General features: G+C 59.8%; 16 protein-coding genes and 1 pseudogene. 8 read left to right on the top strand and 9 right to left on the bottom strand.

Translation table 11 applies throughout. The features are described 5' to 3' along the window. Window positions 1-35: 35 nt before the first annotated feature. The 4 genes from AWB65_RS25240 to AWB65_RS25220 all read right to left on the bottom strand — a co-directional run bounded on the left by AWB65_RS25240 (window position 36) and on the right by AWB65_RS25220 (window position 5,351). Complete coding sequence (locus AWB65_RS25240; RefSeq protein WP_087669753.1) at window positions 36-1,016, bottom strand: aldose epimerase family protein; 981 nt, start codon at window positions 1,014-1,016, stop codon at window positions 36-38. A 66-nt stretch (window positions 1,017-1,082) separates the two neighbouring features. Then, window positions 1,083-2,330, bottom strand: coding sequence for an ABC transporter substrate-binding protein (locus AWB65_RS25235; protein WP_087669752.1), 1,248 nt, complete (start codon window positions 2,328-2,330; stop codon window positions 1,083-1,085). An 83-nt stretch (window positions 2,331-2,413) separates the two neighbouring features. Further along, window positions 2,414-3,658: a DUF1479 domain-containing protein gene (locus AWB65_RS25230; protein ID WP_087669751.1), complete on the bottom strand. Its 1,245-nt coding sequence runs from the start codon at window positions 3,656-3,658 to the stop codon at window positions 2,414-2,416. A 673-nt stretch (window positions 3,659-4,331) separates the two neighbouring features. Next, the gene (locus AWB65_RS25220) at window positions 4,332-5,351 is read right to left on the bottom strand and encodes an NADP-dependent oxidoreductase (protein ID WP_235007758.1); all 1,020 of its coding nucleotides are present in this window, start codon (window positions 5,349-5,351) and stop codon (window positions 4,332-4,334) included. On the opposite strand from AWB65_RS25220, the gene AWB65_RS36420 reads away from it, so the two are divergent. The 3 genes from AWB65_RS36420 (at window position 5,331) to AWB65_RS25210 (ending at window position 7,562) form a co-directional block, all read left to right on the top strand. After that, window positions 5,331-5,501 carry a hypothetical protein gene (locus AWB65_RS36420; RefSeq protein ID WP_159907765.1) on the top strand — a complete coding sequence of 57 codons (171 nt, stop codon included), beginning with the start codon at window positions 5,331-5,333 and terminating at the stop codon, window positions 5,499-5,501. The genes AWB65_RS25220 and AWB65_RS36420 overlap by 21 nt on opposite strands. A 61-nt stretch (window positions 5,502-5,562) precedes the next feature. Beyond that, window positions 5,563-6,507 (top strand): oxidoreductase, encoded by a 945-nt coding sequence (locus AWB65_RS25215; protein WP_087669749.1) that lies wholly within the window; start codon window positions 5,563-5,565, stop codon window positions 6,505-6,507. Window positions 6,508-6,575: 68 nt separating this feature from the next. Further along, entirely contained in the window at window positions 6,576-7,562 is a 987-nt protein-coding gene (locus AWB65_RS25210) for an alpha/beta hydrolase family protein (protein ID WP_087669748.1), read from the top strand. Window positions 7,563-7,727: 165 nt separating this feature from the next. Here AWB65_RS25210 and AWB65_RS25205 read toward each other — a convergent pair whose 3' ends face one another. The 3 genes from AWB65_RS25205 to AWB65_RS25195 all read right to left on the bottom strand — a co-directional run bounded on the left by AWB65_RS25205 (window position 7,728) and on the right by AWB65_RS25195 (window position 10,450). Continuing rightward, complete coding sequence (locus tag AWB65_RS25205; RefSeq protein ID WP_087669747.1) at window positions 7,728-9,206, bottom strand: aldehyde dehydrogenase; 1,479 nt, start codon at window positions 9,204-9,206, stop codon at window positions 7,728-7,730. A gap of 112 nt (window positions 9,207-9,318) precedes the next feature. Next, complete coding sequence (locus AWB65_RS25200) at window positions 9,319-9,915, bottom strand: thiamine pyrophosphate-dependent enzyme (protein WP_087669746.1); 597 nt, start codon at window positions 9,913-9,915, stop codon at window positions 9,319-9,321. Further along, the gene (locus tag AWB65_RS25195) at window positions 9,908-10,450 is read right to left on the bottom strand and encodes a thiamine pyrophosphate-binding protein (protein ID WP_087669745.1); all 543 of its coding nucleotides are present in this window, start codon (window positions 10,448-10,450) and stop codon (window positions 9,908-9,910) included. The genes AWB65_RS25200 and AWB65_RS25195 overlap by 8 nt, the downstream gene beginning before the upstream one ends. 128 nt (window positions 10,451-10,578) lie before the next feature. Here AWB65_RS25195 and AWB65_RS25190 point away from each other — a divergent pair, with 128 nt between their 5' ends. From AWB65_RS25190 to citF, 5 genes and pseudogenes are all read left to right on the top strand, one after another. Then, window positions 10,579-11,550: a LysR family transcriptional regulator gene (locus AWB65_RS25190; protein ID WP_087669744.1), complete on the top strand. Its 972-nt coding sequence runs from the start codon at window positions 10,579-10,581 to the stop codon at window positions 11,548-11,550. A gap of 123 nt (window positions 11,551-11,673) precedes the next feature. Beyond that, window positions 11,674-12,515 (top strand): annotated as a pseudogene (locus tag AWB65_RS25185) (HTD2 family dehydratase). Between the two features lie 28 nt (window positions 12,516-12,543). Further along, complete coding sequence (locus AWB65_RS25180) at window positions 12,544-13,707, top strand: acyl-CoA dehydrogenase family protein (protein ID WP_087669743.1); 1,164 nt, start codon at window positions 12,544-12,546, stop codon at window positions 13,705-13,707. A gap of 13 nt (window positions 13,708-13,720) precedes the next feature. Beyond that, window positions 13,721-14,899, top strand: coding sequence for a CaiB/BaiF CoA transferase family protein (locus AWB65_RS25175; protein WP_087669742.1), 1,179 nt, complete (start codon window positions 13,721-13,723; stop codon window positions 14,897-14,899). A 125-nt stretch (window positions 14,900-15,024) separates the two neighbouring features. Beyond that, window positions 15,025-16,566 carry a citrate lyase subunit alpha gene (gene citF, locus AWB65_RS25170; protein WP_087669741.1) on the top strand — a complete coding sequence of 514 codons (1,542 nt, stop codon included), beginning with the start codon at window positions 15,025-15,027 and terminating at the stop codon, window positions 16,564-16,566. Between the two features lie 43 nt (window positions 16,567-16,609). On the opposite strand, the gene AWB65_RS25165 is transcribed toward citF, so the two are convergent. Further along, entirely contained in the window at window positions 16,610-17,557 is a 948-nt protein-coding gene (locus tag AWB65_RS25165) for a LysR substrate-binding domain-containing protein (RefSeq protein ID WP_087669740.1), read from the bottom strand. Window positions 17,558-17,818: 261 nt separating this feature from the next. Next, the coding region (locus AWB65_RS25160; RefSeq protein ID WP_143189302.1) for a 4Fe-4S dicluster domain-containing protein at window positions 17,819-17,935 on the bottom strand (117 nt) is incomplete at its 5' end.

The raw sequence follows: 17,935 nt of genomic DNA, 5'->3' as shown, positions 1-17,935 counted from the left end.
GTGTCAGATCGATCTTGCCGACCGATTCTCCAAGTTCACATTGCCCGTACCGAAAGCCGATAAGAAATGGTGCGCGGTTGATCAACGAGAAATCTCAATCCAGATCGCGTGGCGAGTGGGTGGCCGGCAGGCGGAACCACGACGCGTCCGAGATCGAAGAAGCTGTTTGCTGGCTCCACGCCCAGTGCGAAGTTCCTCCCGCACCACGGTGACTGCGCCCTGCCGCCGTTACTGATCCAAAGCAAGGCATCCGGGAGGTCTTCGGCATTCCAGTCGAGCAGGACATCGGCGCCGCTGGCTGGGTATCTCAGAACAAAAGGGGGCTGGCACCCTGCCATCTGCAGGATTTCTTCAGTTGCTACCGTGAGAGGCAGTCGGGTCACATCGATGCTGCCAGTTTCGGTTGGAAGTGCCGTGAGCGAAGCGGCGGCGCGGTCCGGCAGGATTTTCGACACCCCGGGCTCAGTCGGAGCCGGGTAGGTATGGATGGCCTGATGAGAGCATCCGACAATTTCCACGCCTTCGGCGGGAACGGCAAATGTCGGATGGAGGGCGATCGGCAACACGGCCTCTCGCCTGACACGGACGGTAAGCGAGACGTCCAGCGTCGGTTCGTCGGGATCGGCTTCGATGACGCGCTCAAGGCTCTCGATCTCGCCGTTGTCCGGATAGTCGATTCGGAGACGGAACATATGCGAAGTCTGGTCCACTAGTTGCCAGGGATGGTTCGATCCATAGCCGTGATTCCAGTTGTCGGATGGATCCAGTCGCTCGAAACCTTGCGGCAGGCCGATGGGTGGATGGACGGCACCAAACGGGAGGCATGGCCACTCGCCGCGCAACGCCCGCATAAGGCCGGGCCACTGCGCGTCGTCGTCCCACGGTGCAACCCATAGAGGCGATATGCTTCGACCCCGGCCGAGTTCGAAGCGGACGGGCCCGAGCATTGCGCCCAGCGACTGGATCGTTGCGTCGCCGTGCTCCCACTTCAACGTCCAGCGGGTAATTGCATTCATTGCTCCTCCTCCAGCGGTCTTGCACCAGGCTGGCGATACGGGTCCGTTGCGTTCTGAAACGGCTGTCTACTTTACCTTCGCTGCGGCGGCTACCTTTCGCACTCCCTCTTGCGGGTCTTCGTTCGAGTTCATGAAGGTGGTGACGACGTCGGTAATTGCGCCTTCGGTGGCCGAGGACTGAACATCACCAAAAGCGAAGGAAGGAAAGAACGTGCCGGACTTAATCGTCGATTGCTCATCTGCGTATGACTTCTTGGCGCAGGCGTCGAACTTGTCCATGGAGACGTCTTGCCGGACAGGAATGGAACCCTTGTAGAGACTGAACTGTTCCTGAAAATCGTTGGACATGATCGTCTTGGCAAGCGCAAGCTGCCCAGGAGACGCTTCCTTTTTGCCGTTCTGCTGGAAGAACACAAACGAGTCGACCGTGTAGGTGAAGGCATTCGACGTACCGGGCGTCGCCGTGCAGACATAGTCGACGTCGGCTTTTTTGCTCGCATTTGCGAACTCGCCTTTCGCCCAGTCTCCCATGAACTGCATCCCACCCGTTCCGTTGATCACCATTGCCGTCGCGAGATTCCAGTCCCGGCCGGCGGAACCCTTGTCGAAGTAACTTTGAATCCTTCGCACGATCTGGAACACCTGCAACATCTGCGGCGAAGTGAGTGCTTTCTGGTCGAGATCGATCATGGCCTTGCGATAAAAATCCGCACCCTGGGAAAGGACAACCGCTTCCCAGATGGTCATGTCCTGCCAAGGCTGGCCACCACGCGCGACGGGCGTAATGCCCGCAGCGCGGAACTTGTCGGCGAGCGCAAAGAACTCAGGCCACGTTTCAGGCGGCTTACCCCCCACTTTATCGAGGTCGGCTTTGTTGATCCACAGCCAGTTGATCCGGTGCACGGAGAATGGCGCGGCCACATAGTGACCATCCGACATCATGGTCTTGTTGATTTGCGCGGGCAGTTGAGCTTTCCAGCCGGTAGCGGATTTATCTATGTCGACCAACACGCCCTGATCAGCCCAGTCCTGTATCAACGGCCCCTTGATCTGTGCAGCCGACGGTGCGTTACCTGACATGACCTGCGTCTTCAGCGCCGTCATGGCGGCCGCACCGGCTCCTCCGGCTATGGCGAAGTCTTTCCACTCGTAACCCTGCTTGTTCATGTCGTCCTTCAGGACTCTGATCGCCTTCGATTCACCGCCCGAGGTCCACCAGTGAAGCACAGAAAGCGATTCGGCGGCACCGGCGACCTGCGCGGCCGTGGCGAGCGCCGCCGCGACAATTGCGGCTGACATGAGAGTTCGTTTCATTGCCGTCTCCGTTCATTTTCTTTTTGCATGGCAGACCGACGCACGCCCATCGCGGCGTGCGTCAAGTCCTTTTGGGGTAGCACCTACAGATCGAAGCCGAGCTGGGCTTTACCGAGGGGCGTCAGTTCGTCGGCCCTGGCGCGTCCGACAAAGTCGACTTCGAAATGATCCGCCGGGAAATCGGGCGGACTCTTGCCCTCGAGGAAGCTGGGCAACTGGCGCTTGAGGTAGGCATCGTTCTTGGCACAGGCGGGCGCCGATGCGATATACATCACGTTGCTATAGCCTGCACCGCGATGCGCATCTTCAACAGCGTGTATCACGTCGCTGTGCCAGAACACGGTGTCGCCCGCCTGCATGTGGGGAATCGATGACAACGCGTCGAAGAGCGGCGCATGAAATTCAGGCTTGATGGAGAGCGCGCGGCCGGGCATCGCGCCGCACAGGTCGTCGTCGGCGACGTCGTCCTGAAGGGCGCGCAACAGGATATAAGCCATCGAATTCGCAATGGGCACGAGTTGCAGCGTACCGTCGCCGGGACCTTGCGGCGTCAGGGCAGTCCACCCCTGAAAGGTGCGGAACATCGAACACACGGCCGGCGACGCGATCTCCTCGACGTCCGGCCGGAAGGCGGCGTCGAATGGATCGTATCGACGCCAGTTGCCGTCGAATACATGCCGGTACACCTTGCGGAAGTTTCCCTCGATCCACCGTTCGACCGATCCTCCGTCGCAATGCGCTGACAACCCCAATGATTCGGAACCGGGCGGCCGCCGACGCATCCGGTCCGCATAAACCGGCACGTGCTCCGGATCGAAGTGAACCCGGCCTTCACTCTCATTGCGCCACATCCGGTTCAGAAATACTCGCGCCGCGGTCAGCGACGGCGCCTGCCGCGCAAGGACCTGCGGCTTCGACCAGTACACCCCGTAAATCTGCGGCTTGCTCGATGCAAGCTGACCAAAGTATTTGTCTTCGGCCCGGTTCTGAAGACGCGTATCCAGATCGTTGCGCTCGACGTACTCCGCGATATCGCGGTCCCATCCTTCCACCACCGACCGATCGAACACACCGCGGATCACGCAGGCGCCGCGCGTCTTGACCAGCTCGATTTGCTTCGCACTTACACGCTGCTCCGCGATGTCGGAGAACAGTATTTCGGGGATCACGTCTTCGCCGCTATTCCGTTGTTCAGCAATTCTGTTTGCTTCGGCGCGGACCGCTTCTTCCACTTCGGCGAATACTTCGGAATAGTTTGGAAGCCGGGCGCGAAGCTCCTGTTTCGCCTGCCGGATAGCTGCCGGCAGATCGTCAACGTTGAGTGCCATGGTCGTCTCCTTGTGGGTCGTCTATGTGCGCAGCATAGGCCGACCATGTCCGCAAAAGTGATGGTATCCGGACAATTACTTTGCGTCTTCTGCCATGAGAGTGAAATATAACGGCGACCCTGTCGATCGAGCGCGGACGAACTCATCGCGGAATCTGGTTTATCGATGATCAAAGCGCCCGCATTGCTGCCAAGCCAATTTTCACCGCGTTCGGCGGCTCCGGCGCGTACGCTCGTAAAAGTTATCGGGTTTTGTACGAACCCATCGGACGAACGTCTGAATGGCCTCGTTCGACAACAATGCCTCCACAGTGGGATAACGCTCCGCTAGCTCTGCCTCGGAGAAGAGCGCATGAATCTGCCGATGACAAATCCGGTGCATCGCCTCGGTGTGCCGACCGCCCTTGGTCTTCGGCACCAGATGGTGCAAGCTCCGCTCGCTTGTTGGAATCGGGCGACCGCATAGCGGGCAGACTTCGCTCATCGTCTGCGGCTGATACCAGGGTTCAGGAGTCTTCTTTGCCATCGCCTCGCTGTATTGCACTGCGTTCCCAACCGCAACGTCTAAGAGATGCTCAGAGCGACCATCGAACGCGCTCAACGCCAACATCCAACCACGGAATGCCGGCTAAAGCGGCGCTCCCGCTACACCGGTCAAATTGCTAAAGTCGCCTTCAGGGAACAAGAAGTATTTTCCCCGGCCTGTGCTGCAGGCCCTCGATCATTTGATGGGCAAGTCGCGCTTCGCGAAGCGGAAGCTCTTCGCCGATGCATGTCTCCAGTTGGCCCGTCATGACCCATTCGGCGAGCCTTGCGAGCGTCATCGTGTTGACGGAAACGAGCAGGAAATCCGCGCGCGCTTCACGCGATGCCACGCGATCCGCGTCGGGCTTTTCGACGATGGATACGATGACGCCGCCGCGCCTGATCAGCGGATAGCACGTAGCAAGCGCGTTCCCGCCGACGGTATCGATGACAACGTCGAACGTTCCCGTGTAAGCGTCAAGAGATTGCGAGCGCTCCACCACTTCCTGCGCGCCACTTTGCCTGACGCGATCGAGGTCCTTTTGGGACGCTGTGGCAACGATGAAGGCGCCCGCGATCCGTCCAAGCTGCACGGCGTAGGCGCCCACGTTTCCAGCACCTCCATAGACCAGTACCCGCTGGCCGGGTGCGACTCGCGCGAAGTCATGCAGCATTTGCCAGGCCGTGACTGCTATGACAGGCATCGAAGCGGCACGCGCGAAGCTCATGCCGTCCGGCATTTTCGCGATCATGCCGGCATGGGCTGAAGCGAACTGGGCGTATCCGTTCGTGAAGCGCGGATTGGTCACGCCGAACACGCGATCACCGATGGCGAAGTCTGTTACGCCCTCGCCCAGTTCGACCACCGTGCCGGCAATGTCAGATCCTGGAATCAATGGCAGCGGTTGCGGAAGCACGCTTTTTCCCGCCCGGATCCATGCATCCCAAGGCCCGACGCCGGCGCACGCAATTTCCACTAGCACTTCATTCGGCCCGGGTCGAGGCTGTTCCAGTTCGACCCACTCGAGCACGTCGGTTCCGCCGAACTTTGAAACCTGAACCGCATTCATCATCGTGGTCATGTCGTTCCCTGGTGGTGGTGTCTGACCGCCCGCCGTGCCGCGTATGCTGCCTCGCTGACGATTAGCATGATAGTCCTCCGCAACCAAACACGAGACCAGTGGTCAAATCGCTACCCCGACATCAAGCTGCACGGCCTGCGCGACTTTCTTGCTCAGCGGTGGTTCGATGTCGAGCCCGAGCGCGCCGACGTGCTGTACACGCTCTGCACCACGCATGCGGCGGCGGGTCCCGTGTAAGGTGCTCGCTGGCTGGCCCACCGCTTGCACCGATCCAGTTTTCCGCGCAAACGCTAATCACATGAGCAAAGAGTGGAGCCTCGATGACATCGCGCCTCAGAATGGCCGACGCGTCATCGTCACCGGCGGGAACAGCGGCATCGGTTATCACGCAGCCGCGATCCTGGCTCGCCATGGCGCGGATGTGGTTCTCGCTTGCCGGGACGAGCAACGCGGCGCAGCGGCCGTCGCTCGCATGCAAGGAGAGATGCCTGGAGCAAGACTTGAGCTTGAGCAGCTTGATCTCGCAAGCCTCGCCTCGGTGCGCGCGTTTGCTGACCGGCAGCTTTCGCTTCGCCGACGGCTCGACATCCTGGTCAACAACGCTGGCGTCATGGCGCCTCCCCGACGCCTGGAGACGACCGACGGTTTTGAACTTCAGTTCGGCACCAACGTCCTCGGGCATTTCGCGCTGACCGCTCTTCTTCGACCCGCGCTCGAACAGGCCGCACAAGCATCACCGGAACGTCCGCGCGTGGTCACGATCGCCTCCATCGCGCACAAGACCGGCCGCCTCAACTTCGACGACCTCCAGGCGACGCGCCACTATGGGCCGATGTCATCCTATCGGCAGTCGAAACTGGCCAACCTCATGTTTGCGTTCGAGCTGAACCGACGCTTGCGCGCGTCCGGATCTCGTGTGATGTCGGTTGCCGCGCACCCCGGCGTGGCCAAGACGAACCTGTTTCGCGACGATCGTTCGGCCGCAAGCAGGACAGTCCGATCCGCCCTTGGCAGCCTCATCGGTGCGCTCTTTAACAGCGATTTCTCCGGCGCGCTCTCGACGCTCTATGCCGCGACCGCTCCCGATGTCGTCGACGGTGGCTACTATGGACCGCTTCGCCTGTTCGAGACACGCGGCGAACGGGTCGGACCGGCAAAGATCGCGTCTCAGGCACGCGACGAAGCCGATGCGAACCGACTGTGGCGCACGTGTGAGGTGTTGACGGGAGTCGTGTTCGAGTAAGGCTGACGCCAGGAAAATCAGGCTGACCAGGCCGTGACGGCGCAACTGGACGCAGAAGAGGTTTGCCCATGGTGAGACTTGTTGCTTTGACCGCATTCGCTCTTGCCCTTTTCGCCGCGCCCTCGTTTGCCGGCAATGTCGGCTTCATGGAGGTGAAGATCGGCAACGGCACAGAACCGCCGCTGACGGTTGGAATCTGGTATCCCACCAACGCGCCGGCAATCGTGCACTCATGGGGGAACAACACACAACGCGTCGCAGAGAACGCTCTGATCGAGGGTCACGACCTGCCGCTGATCGTGATGTCGCACGGCGGCGGCGGCTGGTACGACAGCCACTATGACACGGCCCTCGCCCTGGCTCATGCCGGCTTCGTAGCGGCGGCGGTGAGCCACGCAGGCGACACGTTCGACGACCAGACCCAAGTGCTCCAGCTATGGCGTCGTCCGATTCAGCTTCGCCGATTGGTCGACTACATGCTCGCAGAATGGTTAGGTCGTAACCATCTGGATAAGGCACGCATAGGTGCGTTCGGTTTTTCTAATGGTGGGTTCACCGTGCTCGTGGCCGCTGGCGGAGTGCCAAACCTGTCTGAGATGGCCCCGTATTGCCGCGCGCACCCGGATCATGACCTGTGCCAGGCGCTGAAGACAGCCGGCGTCGATCTCAACCTGAGCGTGAGCGTGCCCGCTAACGCCTGGGGCCCGGACCCGCGTATCAAAGCCGTGGTGATCGCGGCTCCCGCTTTCGGATTTACATTCGGACGCGCGGGTTTGCGCGGCGTGCGCGTCCCGGTCCAGCTATGGCGAGCAGCCGATGATCAGCATCAGCCGAATCCCTATTACGAGGAGGCGGTACACGCGAACCTGCCGCGATCACCCGAATATCACGTAGTCGCCAACGCGGGGCATTACGACTTTCTGCCACCTTGCGATGCGCGCCTGACCCGCAAGTCACCAGCGCTTTGTGCCAGTGGTCCTGGGTTTGACCGGTCGGGGTTTCACGAAAAATTCAATGCCGAAGTCGTGCGGTTCTTTAAGGCGGAGTTGCGATGAGTCGTTGAGCTTCACATCGATCCGCAGAAGTGGTCACCGCTCATCTATAACTTGCGCCGCTATCCACGTGCGAATTTTCTCATGCATCCGTCGAGGCGCCGCGATCGACTTCTGCTTAGTCCCGCACTGGACACGGCGCTTGCCGTGTCCGAAAGCGCTAATACCTCAACGGATCACGAACGGATTGCCGGTTGGCGCGCCCGTATTGATCCAGACACTCTTGGTTTGCAGGTAGGCGTTGATTGCGTCGACGCCGTTCTCCCGGCCCAGTCCCGAGTCCTTGTATCCGCCGAAGGGAGACATGTAGCTGACGGCGCGATAGGTGTTGATCCAGACGGTGCCCGACTGGATTCGTTCGGCCATGCGGAATGCACGACCAATGTCGCGAGTCCAGACACCCGCGCCCAGGCCGAACCGCACATCGTTCGCGATTTCTATTGCGTGATCTTCATCCCTGAAACGAATCACCGAGAGGACGGGCCCAAACACCTCTTCCTGTGCGATTCGCATTTTGTTGTCGACATTCGTGAAGATCGTCGGCTCGATGAACCATCCGTTACCACACTCGGGCCGCGCTGCTGGCTTGCCTCCGAGCACGAGCGTCGCTCCTTCGTTTTGAGCGATCCCGATATAGTTCAGAACCTTCTCGTACTGTGGACGCGTGGTGATCGGCCCTACTTGGGTGTCTTCGCTCATCGGGTCGCCCATCTGAGCGGTTTGAGCCAGCTGCACTACGCGGCTGACTACTTCGTCGTAGATGCCGTCTTGAACGAGCAGCCTGGAGCCCGCGATACAGGTCTGGCCGGTGGCGGCGAAGATGCCTGAGACCGCACCGTTCACCGCATCGTCGATGTTCGCATCATTGAACACGATGTTCGGGGACTTTCCACCCAGTTCCAGGCTCACGTGCTTGAAGTCTCGCGCGGCTTGTTCGTTGATACGCCGGCCCGTGGCATCCGCGCCGGTGAAGGTGATTTTCTTAACGAGCGGATGATCGACGAGCGCGCTCCCCACTTCGTTGCCGAAGCCGGTAACGACGTTGACCACGCCTGGCGGAAAACCGACCTCGTTGAGTAGCTGCACGAGTTCCAGGGTTGAGGCGGAGGTAAATTCCGATGGCTTGATCACGACCGTGCATCCGGCGGCAAGTGCGGGTGCAAGCTTCCACGTAAGCAGCATCAGCGGCGAGTTCCACGGCGTGATGACGGCGACGACCCCCAAGGGCTCCTGCCTCGTGTAGTTGAAGTAGCCTTTTTTGTCGAGTGGGATGACACTTCCCTGAACTTTGTCGGCCAGGCCCCCGTAATATCGGAACCATTGTGGCAAGTAGCTCATTTGAGCGTGCATCTCGGAATAAAGCTTGCCGTTGTCCCGAACTTCGATAGCAGCGAGGCGCGAAGCCTCAGCCGCAAGGCGATCGCCGAGGCGATGCAGAAGCAGGCCCCGCGCGCTTGCACTGAGCTCGCGCCAGGGTCCTGCCTCGAACGCACGGTGCGCCGCGCTGACGGCCCGCTCGACGTCAGACGTATTGCCACGCGCCACCTCCGCCCACGGTTGACCGGTAAAGGGGCTTTCGCTTGCGAACCACTCGCCACCATCGGGGTCGCAGTTCTTGCCGTCGATATACAGCCGATAGCGTTCCATCTGTCTCTCTTTGCAGTAATTCGGTGGATCGGTCAGGGGACGTTCAGCTTGATCGAACGACCACTGGAATCGGACCTGCGCCCGCGCGATCACCGGTTGGGCGCGGCCTCGCCTAGAAAGGCGCGAATCCGAGTTCTTCGCGGAAGCGGTTCTTGACATACACGCCGTCGCGGGGCGGCAGCACTCGCGGGGGCTCATCCGCTTTGATGAGGACTTGCGCCACAGTCGGTCCATTGCGCGACAGGGCGCGCTCGGCAACACTCGATACATCTCCTTGAATCTCAACCGTGAACGAGTCGCGGATGCCGAAGCCTTTCGCGACTGCAACGAGATCAGTCCCGAGGCTGGTATGGCTGCGCTGCATTCCCGTCTCGCCGAAATGACCGTTGTCGAGGACGACGAGAGTGAGATTCTTGGGCTGCTTGGCGCCGATCGTTCCCAAGCTGCCTACGCCCATCAGTTGCTCGCCGTCGCCCGTAATCACCAATACCGGCTTGTCGGGCTGAGCGAGCGCGAGTCCAAGGCCGAGCGACGATGCGCCGCCCATTGCGCCCCATAAGTAAAAATTCCGAGGGCGATCGCCCGCGGCGAACACATCATACGAAGCCGATCCCAAGCCGGTAACCACGAGAGCATCGGGCATGGCCTTGAGCAAAGCCGCGACGAACTCACGGCGGTTGATTACAGCGGTGGAAGGCGACTTAGCCATTGCTTCTCTCCCATTTCTTACGTCCGATCAGGCTCTGCGACAGCAAAACCGCGACTTGCTCACCCGCTTCGAAAGCGGCATCGAAGCCCGCGCTCACGATCTCGCCGACCGCGTCCGGGTCGTCGGCTCTGAATACGGTGATGCCCATCAGTTCGAGCGCGGCTTGCGTCTGCTTGCCCATCGGGCCTTGCCAGGGATTGAACTCCGCGTATTCGCCGCGCATCGTGACCAGCGTGAAGAACGGGAAGCGGCAGCTTTGCAGGAGCGAAAACATGTTCACGCAATTGCCGACGCCGCTGCTTTGCATCAGAAGAACCGCGCGCTGGCCGCCGAGCCAGGCACCGCTCGTCACGGCCACGCCTTCCTCCTCGGTGGTGAGCACCACGTCTTCGATATCCGGATCGGCGATCACACTGCGGATCACATGCGAATGGCCCGCATCGGGGACATAGGCGACTTGCTTGACGTTGCCGGCTTTGAGGACCTGATAGATCTCCTGTTGCCAAGCGGGCGCCGAGGGCGCTTGTGTATTCATGGGGTTGTCTCCTGAGACGGGTTTAGTTGAGACATCTTAGTTCGTGATGTGATAGCCTCAGAAATAGAATATTTTGATGTCTCCATACGATTTTGGTATCGGAGCGGGTATGCGAAGGACAGGCAAACGTGGACATCAAGCAACTCAGGGCTTTGCTGACGATCGCCGAGACCGGCAGCGTGACGAAAGCGGCTACCTTGCTGCATCTTGTGCAGCCTGCTGTGTCGAGACAATTGCGCCTGCTGGAGGAGGATGTCGGGACGGCGCTCTTTGCTCGCGGGCGCTACGGTATGGAGTTGACCGAGTCTGGCCAAATATTTGTTGAATACGCGCGCCGCGCGCTGGCCGAGCTGGATCGCGCTCGATCTGAACTGCAGCCCGCCGGAGGCGTCGCAGGCGTCGTGACGATCGGGCTGCTGCCGAGCACCTGCGACCTGCTGGCGGGCGTTTTGGTCTCCAATGTGGCGCGCGACTATCCGGCAGTCCGGCTACGGATTTCCATGGGATATACGGGCAATCTGCAAAACTGGCTCGAACTTGGCGAAGTCGATGCCGCGCTCCTGTACGACCCGAAGCCTTCTCCGACCATGCAAGTCCAGCCGCTGCTCGAGGAACGGTTGTGGATCGTTGGACGTCCGGAGGCAGGCTTTCAGGCTGATGTCCCTGTCGATCTCAAACAGGTCGCCGGCGAGTCGATGATTCTGCCCAATGCTCCGCACGGGATACGAAGTCTGGTCGAGCAAGCGTGCGCTTCAGCGGGCATTGAGCTATCGATTGCGGCCGAGACGAATGCGATGAGCGTGCAGAAAGGGCTTGTCGTAAGCGGCCTCGGTCTCACGATTCTGCCAAGCATCGCGATCGTTGACGATGTAGCGCGCGGGATCTTGAGTGCCGCCCCGCTCTCGGACGCCAACCTTCTGCGCAAAATCGTTCTGGCTTTGCCGAACTCCCGTCGCATACCGGTCGCTGTTCGTTGCGTCGTCGAATTGCTGGTCTCCCAAATGAGCGACGCGATCAAGCTCGGGAAGTGGACAACGGCGCGATGGCTCGCAGATGAACCAGCACCGCCTGAGGCGAAAATATCGCACCTGAAAGGTTGAGCTGTCGACATAGGTTCACCCTATGTCCGGCACATGTAACTCGTATTTCCGTTCAAAAGCGCCTTCAAATAAAGTCCAGCTAATGGATACTTATTTGCTGGCGTGCCAGCGACGGAGACAAGCATGACCGATACCCCAGCCTCGTCCATCGGACGTACGGAAAGCGCCGCGGATGTCGTCGCGGCCGCATCGGCGGAGGCGCTCAGCGCGACGCTCGATTACGACACGGTTCCCCTCGAGGGCGATCCTCTCCCCCTCCTGTGGCACTGGATGTTCTTCAAGCCGATGGTGCGCCAGTCCCTCATTGCCGCCGACGGCCATCCCGCCAAAGGCAGCTTCCTCCCTGACCTCGGCTTGCCTCGCCGGATGTGGGCGGGCGGACGGCTGCGCTTCCATACGCCGTTGAGAATCGGCGACCCGATTATCCGCGACTCGCGCATCGCCGATGTCAGCGTAAAGGAAGGCCGCAGCGGCAAGCTCGCCTTCGTCACGGTCAAGCACGACATACGGACCTCGGATACGCTCGCGATCGAAGAGGAGCATGACATCGTGTACCGCGAGCTGGCACTGCCGGGCGCCCCCCTCCATCGCCGATAAATCCGCCTGCGGATGAACAGTGGCATCGCGCACTCGTTCCCGACGAAGTGCTTCTCTTCCGCTATTCCGCAGTGACCTTTAACGGCCATCGCATTCACTACGACAAGCCGTACGTCACCGGGATCGAAGGCTATCCGGGTCTCGTTGTGCATGGGCCGCTCATCGCAACGCTGCTGATGGACCTCATTCGACGCAATCGGCCTGAAGCCCGCGTGCTCGACTTCGCCTTCAAGGCGATTCGCCCGAGTTTTGCCGGGAACGCGCTGACGCTTTGCGGGCGTCTTTCGCCGGACGGAAAGACTGCCGAACTCTGGGCCAAAGACCATGAAGGCTGGCTCACGATGTCCGCGCGCGCCACGCTAGCCTGAATCCCTATTTCCAGGACCGAGAATCGTCATGATCAACACTTCAGCAGATCCCTATCAAGACCTTCGGGAAGCCGTGCGCGACCTGTGTCAGGAATTTCCCGCAGAGTATTTCCGCAAAGTCGACGACGAGCGCAGCTATCCGGAGGCTTTCGTCGAAGCCCTGACAAAAGCGGGCTGGCTCGCTGCGCTCATCCCGCAGGAATACGGCGGCTCGGGCCTCGGCCTGACCGAGGCATCGGTCATCATGGAGGAGATCAATCGATCTGGCGGGAATTCGGGCGCATGTCACGGCCAGATGTACAACATGGGCACGCTGCTGCGTCATGGGTCCGCCGAACAGAAACAACGCTATCTGCCGAAAATCGCCTCGGGCGAGTTGCGTCTGCAATCCATGGGCGTGACCGAACCGACGACCGGAACAGACACGACTAAAATCAAGACCACAGCGCAACGCAAGGGCGATCGCTATGTGATCAACGGTCAAAAGGTCTGGATTTCCCGCATTCAACACTCGGACCTGATGATTTTGCTCGCTCGCACGACACCCCTTGCGGAGGTGAAGAAGAAGAGCGAAGGCATGTCGATTTTCCTCGTCGATCTTCGCGAGGCGGAAGCCAAGGGGATGACTGTGCGCCCAATTCCCAACATGGTGAATCACGAGACGAATGAGCTGTTTTTCGACAACCTCGAAATTCCGGCGGAGAACCTGATCGGCGAAGAAGGAAAAGGATTCAAGTACATCCTTGACGGCCTGAATGCCGAAAGAACGCTCATTGCAGCCGAGTGTATTGGCGACGGCTACTGGTTCATCGACAAGGTCACTCAATACGCCAAGGATCGCGTGGTGTTCGGGCGTCCGATCGGCCAGAACCAGGGCGTTCAGTTTCCGATTGCGCGAGCGCTCGTCAACGTCGAAGCAGCCAGCCTGATGCGTTACAAGGCGTGCGAACTGTACGACGCGCATCAACACTGCGGCGCTCAGGCAAACATGGCCAAGCTGCTTGCCGCCGATGCTTCCTGGGAAGCCGCCAACGCATGCCTCCAGTTTCATGGTGGCTTCGGATTCGCCTCCGAGTACGATGTGGAGCGCAAATTCCGGGAGACGCGTCTCTATCAAGTGGCGCCCATTTCGACGAACTTGATCTTGTCGTATGTTGCCGAGCATATTCTCGGCCTGCCCCGTTCGTTCTAAGGGGCACTCCACTATGCGCCCACTCGATGGAATCAAGGTTGTCACGTTTGAGCACGCGATTGCAGCGCCGTTTTGCACCCGGCAACTCGCCGACCTCGGCGCACGCGTGATCAAGGTTGAACGGCCCGGCACCGGCGATTTTGCACGCGGTTACGATGAGCGTGTCTCCGGCCTGGCCTCGCATTTCGTCTGGACGAACCGCTCCAAGGAAAGCATCACGCTCGACGTGAAGCAGGCTCACGCGATCGAGGTCGTCCACAAGCTGCTCGCGGACGCAGACGTCTTCGTGCAGAACCTCGCCCCCGGCGCCACCCAGCGCCTCGGCCTCGACTACGAGGCATTGAGCGAGCGGTATCCGCGCTTGATTGTCTGCGATATCTCTGGTTATGGGCTCGATGGCCCGTTTCGCGACAAAAAAGCGTACGACTTGCTGATCCAAAGCGAGTCGGGTTTCCTGAGCATTACCGGGTCTGAAGGTGAGCCGGCGAAAGCCGGCTGTTCCATCGCCGACATTGCGGCTGGCATGTACGGTTACACCAACATCCTTGCCGCGCTTCTTGAGCGTGGACGTACGGGACGAGGGAAGCATATTGACGTCTCGATGCTGGAAAGCATGGTCGAATGGATGAGCTACCCACTCTATTACGCGATTGACGGTCAAACAGCGCCTCGTCAAACGGGTGCATCCCACGCGACGATCTTTCCGTATGGTCCGTTCAAGGCCGGTGACGGAAAGACAGTCATGCTTGGACTGCAAAACGAACGCGAGTGGAAGAAGTTCTGCGAGACTGTCATACAGCTCCCGCAGTTGCAGGCGGACAACCGATTCTGCTCGAACAGCCGCCGGGTTGCGAACCGCGATGAACTCGCCCGGCTGATTCTGGACGCGTTTGCAAGCCTGAGCGCTGCCCAAGTCATTGAGCGCCTCGATGAGGCGGGTATCGCTAACGCCCGCATGAACGACATGCAGGCTGTGTGGACCCACGAACAGCTGGTAGCTCGTCAGAGATGGACGACGGTACAAACTCCGGCGGGCGAGATCCCGGCACTTTATCCGCCTGGCGTGGCCCCGTCTGAGGAGCCACGCATGGGCGCCGTGCCTGCGCTCGGCCAGCATTCCGAGGCAATTCTTCAGGAACTGGGCTTTAGCAGCACCCAAATCGAGGACATGCATGCGGTAGGCGCCATCTGAGCGGCAGTGCATTGAATTCAGGCTCGCGCCTGATCTTTACGGGAGTGCGCAAAGTGGAGGAAAGTTCGTTCTCAACCAACGGCAATGGCAGCACGAGTCACGCGCCGGCTGCTGGAGATTCCAGCTTGCTCAACGCGTTGAATCGAGTCGTTCCGGCATACGTTGCCGGTTTTGGAGACATTTCACCTTTTGTCGGAGCCGAGCCTCGATCAGGTAGTGAAGTTTCTAGTCGCGGCAAAGCAGGTGGAAGGTCCTCAAAACGAGTGCCGGACATTGGCGCGGCACTAAGAGAATGCAGCGTTCGTGACGGGGCGACACTTTCGTTTCATCATCACCTGCGTAACGGCGACCAGGTCATGAACATGGTTCTCCAGGAAGCCGATCGCCTGGGTCTTCGAGATCTCAAAATCGCGCCCAGCTCGATCTTTCCTGTCCACGCTCCGCTTGTCGATTTGATTCGACGCGGGGTGGTAAGCGCGATCTACACAGGCTATGCGTCGGGGCCCGTCGCAGATGCCATCAGTGCCGGTCTTCTTGAGGGCCCGGCGATTCTCCAGACGCATGGCGGTCGGGCGCGCGCAATCGAATGCGGTGACCTGATAATCGACGTCGCTTTTATCGCCGCCCCCACTGCCGACGATTACGGCAACATCAACGGGGTTTCGGGTCCGACCGCGTGCGGTACGCTCGGCTATGCGATCGTCGACGCTCAGCATGCTAAGCGTGTCGTTGCTGTGACGGACAACCTCGTCGCCTACCCGGCGTGTCCAGTCGAAATCACCCAGGATCACGTCGACGTCGTCGTTGCGGTCGAAAGGATCGGTGATTCGGCGCAGATCGTATCCGGGACGACGCGCGTAACCGAGGATCCTCTGGGTCTTGAAATTGCGGGAGTCGCGGCGAACGTCGTCGAGGCTGCAGGCCTGATTCGCGACGGCTTTTCGTTTCAGACCGGTGCTGGCGGCGTGTCGCTCGCCGTTGCCAAATTCATTCAGCAGATGATGCAGCGTAAAGGCGTTGTGGGCAGCTTCGCATCAGGCGGTATCACCGGTCAGATTGTCGAGATGCTGGAGCTTGGGCTATTCACCTCGCTTCTGGATGTGCAATGTTTCGATTTACGCGCGGTACAGTCTTATCGGGACAATTCAGCCCACCAGGCGATGTCGGCGTCCATGTACGCCAACCCATCACGAAGGGGGGCTGTTGTCGACAAGCTCGACACGATGATTCTCGGTGCTGCAGAAGTTGATTTGCACTTCAACGTGAACGTCACGACGAAGGCGAACGGTCGGCTTATGGGCGGATCAGGCGGCCATAGCGACACCGCTGCCGGCGCGAAACTCGCGATCGTGACGACTCGCCTGCACGCGGGACCGAATCCGAAGGTAGTCGAAAGCGTTCGTACCGTAACGACGCCGGGTTCCACCATCGACGTGGTAGTGACTGAGGCCGGTGTAGCAGTCAATCCGCGTCGAGGCGATCTATTGGACAGGCTGGAGCGGACCGGCATCAAGACGCTGCCGATTGCCCGGCTACACGATCTGGCGACAGCAGCCGCCCACCGCGCGGGGACGGCTGACATCGTAGCCAAGCATGACTCGCGAGTCGTTGCGCTACAGCAATATCGCGACGGAACTATCATTGATGTCTTACGTGAAGTCCCGTAGAACCTTTGTCGCGGCAAATAGCAGGACTGGAGCGGCGCAAGAATCAGCCAGTCGACGGACTCACGCGCAAGTTGACGCCCTTCCATATACCGTCGTTAATTTGCTCGGTGAGGAGAGCAATGATCATTTGACGAACGGCAACCGTCGCAGCATGAACCGGTGCTGCGTTTGGCCAGCGAATACTTGCGGGCCGTTCGATCGTCGGTTCGACGATGCGTCGAATCTTCGGCAGCCGTGACGGGTCCAACTGCGCAACGGCAGAACCAGGAAGAATCGTACAAGCCTTTCCCAAATACGCTATCGAGATCAAGGCAGGCAAGGAATCGATGTCGGCGACGATGTTCAAATCAACGTTTTCACGTGAAAAAGTCCGTTCCAATAGAAGACGCAGCCCGTTCAATACCCCGGGGGCAACGAGCCTGACACCATCGAGCTTCTCAAGTGGACACGTCGTTGACCGCGCGGACACTTCGCCCCCCGGCTCACCCAGAACATACAAGGCTTCGTCAAAGACGTGCAACGCGGTGATGCCTGGCGTATCGGAACCGCGAAACAAGATTGCAAGATCGAGGCGTCCATTTGCCAATAGCTCGTTCAGGTAACCGCTCATGCTTTCGAAGAGCTGCAATCTGATGCCCGGATAGGTTTCCTGGACCCGTTCAAATAAAGGTACCGCAAGGACTGACGCCATAGTAGTCGGAAGACCTACGGCGACGGTGCCTGACTCGGCCCCACCTCCCCTCGTCACCTCCTGCTTCAACTGCTCCATTTGTCGCAAGATGAGCCGTGCGTGCCGATAGAGTGCCTTGCCTTCGGAAGTGGGGCTAACGCCCTGGTTGCTGCGCAGGAGCAACGGTACGCCGAGGTCCTCTTCGAGACGAGCCATTTGCTGGCTTAAAGAGGGCTGCGCGACGAACAGCTTCTCGGCTGCTTTGCCCAAGCTGCCGTAATCAACGATGCTGACAAAATACCTGAGCTGTCGAACGTCCATGGTGAGTTAGAAACTTCCGTGTCGGCCAAATCGTGCTTGGTTTAAATCCTTTGCTTGGCAATGACGAAGGTAACTTCCTGCGAAGTGTCACTTCATCCATTTGCCGGCTCTTGACACATTCACGATGATACCCTCGGGGAATGACTTAGTTCTTCGATTCGGCCTTCGGTCGGCGCTGTTATACCTCATCCCGCCCTGCACTCGCTCAACGGAACCCCTGCGACGTCGGGGCGTGGCAACGCTATGCCGTCGAGCTGCGCCTCACATGTTCGGATAGTTCGGCCCGCCGCCTCCTTCCGGTGTGACCCAGACGATGTTCTGCGTCGGGTCCTTGATATCGCAGGTCTTGCAGTGCACGCAGTTCTGCGCGTTGATTTG

The sequence above is a fragment of the Caballeronia humi genome (assembly GCF_001544475.1).
GTDB classification, from domain to species: Bacteria; Pseudomonadota; Gammaproteobacteria; order Burkholderiales; family Burkholderiaceae; genus Caballeronia; species Caballeronia humi.
This window is presented reverse-complemented; position numbering and strand designations above follow the sequence as displayed.

Excerpts from the sequence above, each read along its gene's own strand:
- AWB65_RS25240 (WP_087669753.1), bottom strand. The coding sequence starts at position 1,016 with ATGAATGCAATTACCCGCTGGACGTTGAAGTGGGAGCACGGCGACGCA.
- AWB65_RS25235 (WP_087669752.1), bottom strand. The coding sequence starts at position 2,330 with ATGAAACGAACTCTCATGTCAGCCGCAATTGTCGCGGCGGCGCTCGCC.
- AWB65_RS25230 (WP_087669751.1), bottom strand. The coding sequence starts at position 3,658 with ATGGCACTCAACGTTGACGATCTGCCGGCAGCTATCCGGCAGGCGAAA.
- AWB65_RS36420 (WP_159907765.1), top strand. The coding sequence starts at position 5,331 with ATGATAGTCCTCCGCAACCAAACACGAGACCAGTGGTCAAATCGCTAC.
- AWB65_RS25215 (WP_087669749.1), top strand. The coding sequence starts at position 5,563 with ATGAGCAAAGAGTGGAGCCTCGATGACATCGCGCCTCAGAATGGCCGA.
- AWB65_RS25210 (WP_087669748.1), top strand. The coding sequence starts at position 6,576 with ATGGTGAGACTTGTTGCTTTGACCGCATTCGCTCTTGCCCTTTTCGCC.
- AWB65_RS25205 (WP_087669747.1), bottom strand. The coding sequence starts at position 9,206 with ATGGAACGCTATCGGCTGTATATCGACGGCAAGAACTGCGACCCCGAT.
- AWB65_RS25200 (WP_087669746.1), bottom strand. The coding sequence starts at position 9,915 with ATGGCTAAGTCGCCTTCCACCGCTGTAATCAACCGCCGTGAGTTCGTC.
- AWB65_RS25195 (WP_087669745.1), bottom strand. The coding sequence starts at position 10,450 with ATGAATACACAAGCGCCCTCGGCGCCCGCTTGGCAACAGGAGATCTAT.
- AWB65_RS25180 (WP_087669743.1), top strand. The coding sequence starts at position 12,544 with ATGATCAACACTTCAGCAGATCCCTATCAAGACCTTCGGGAAGCCGTG.
- AWB65_RS25175 (WP_087669742.1), top strand. The coding sequence starts at position 13,721 with ATGCGCCCACTCGATGGAATCAAGGTTGTCACGTTTGAGCACGCGATT.
- AWB65_RS25165 (WP_087669740.1), bottom strand. The coding sequence starts at position 17,557 with ATGGACGTTCGACAGCTCAGGTATTTTGTCAGCATCGTTGATTACGGC.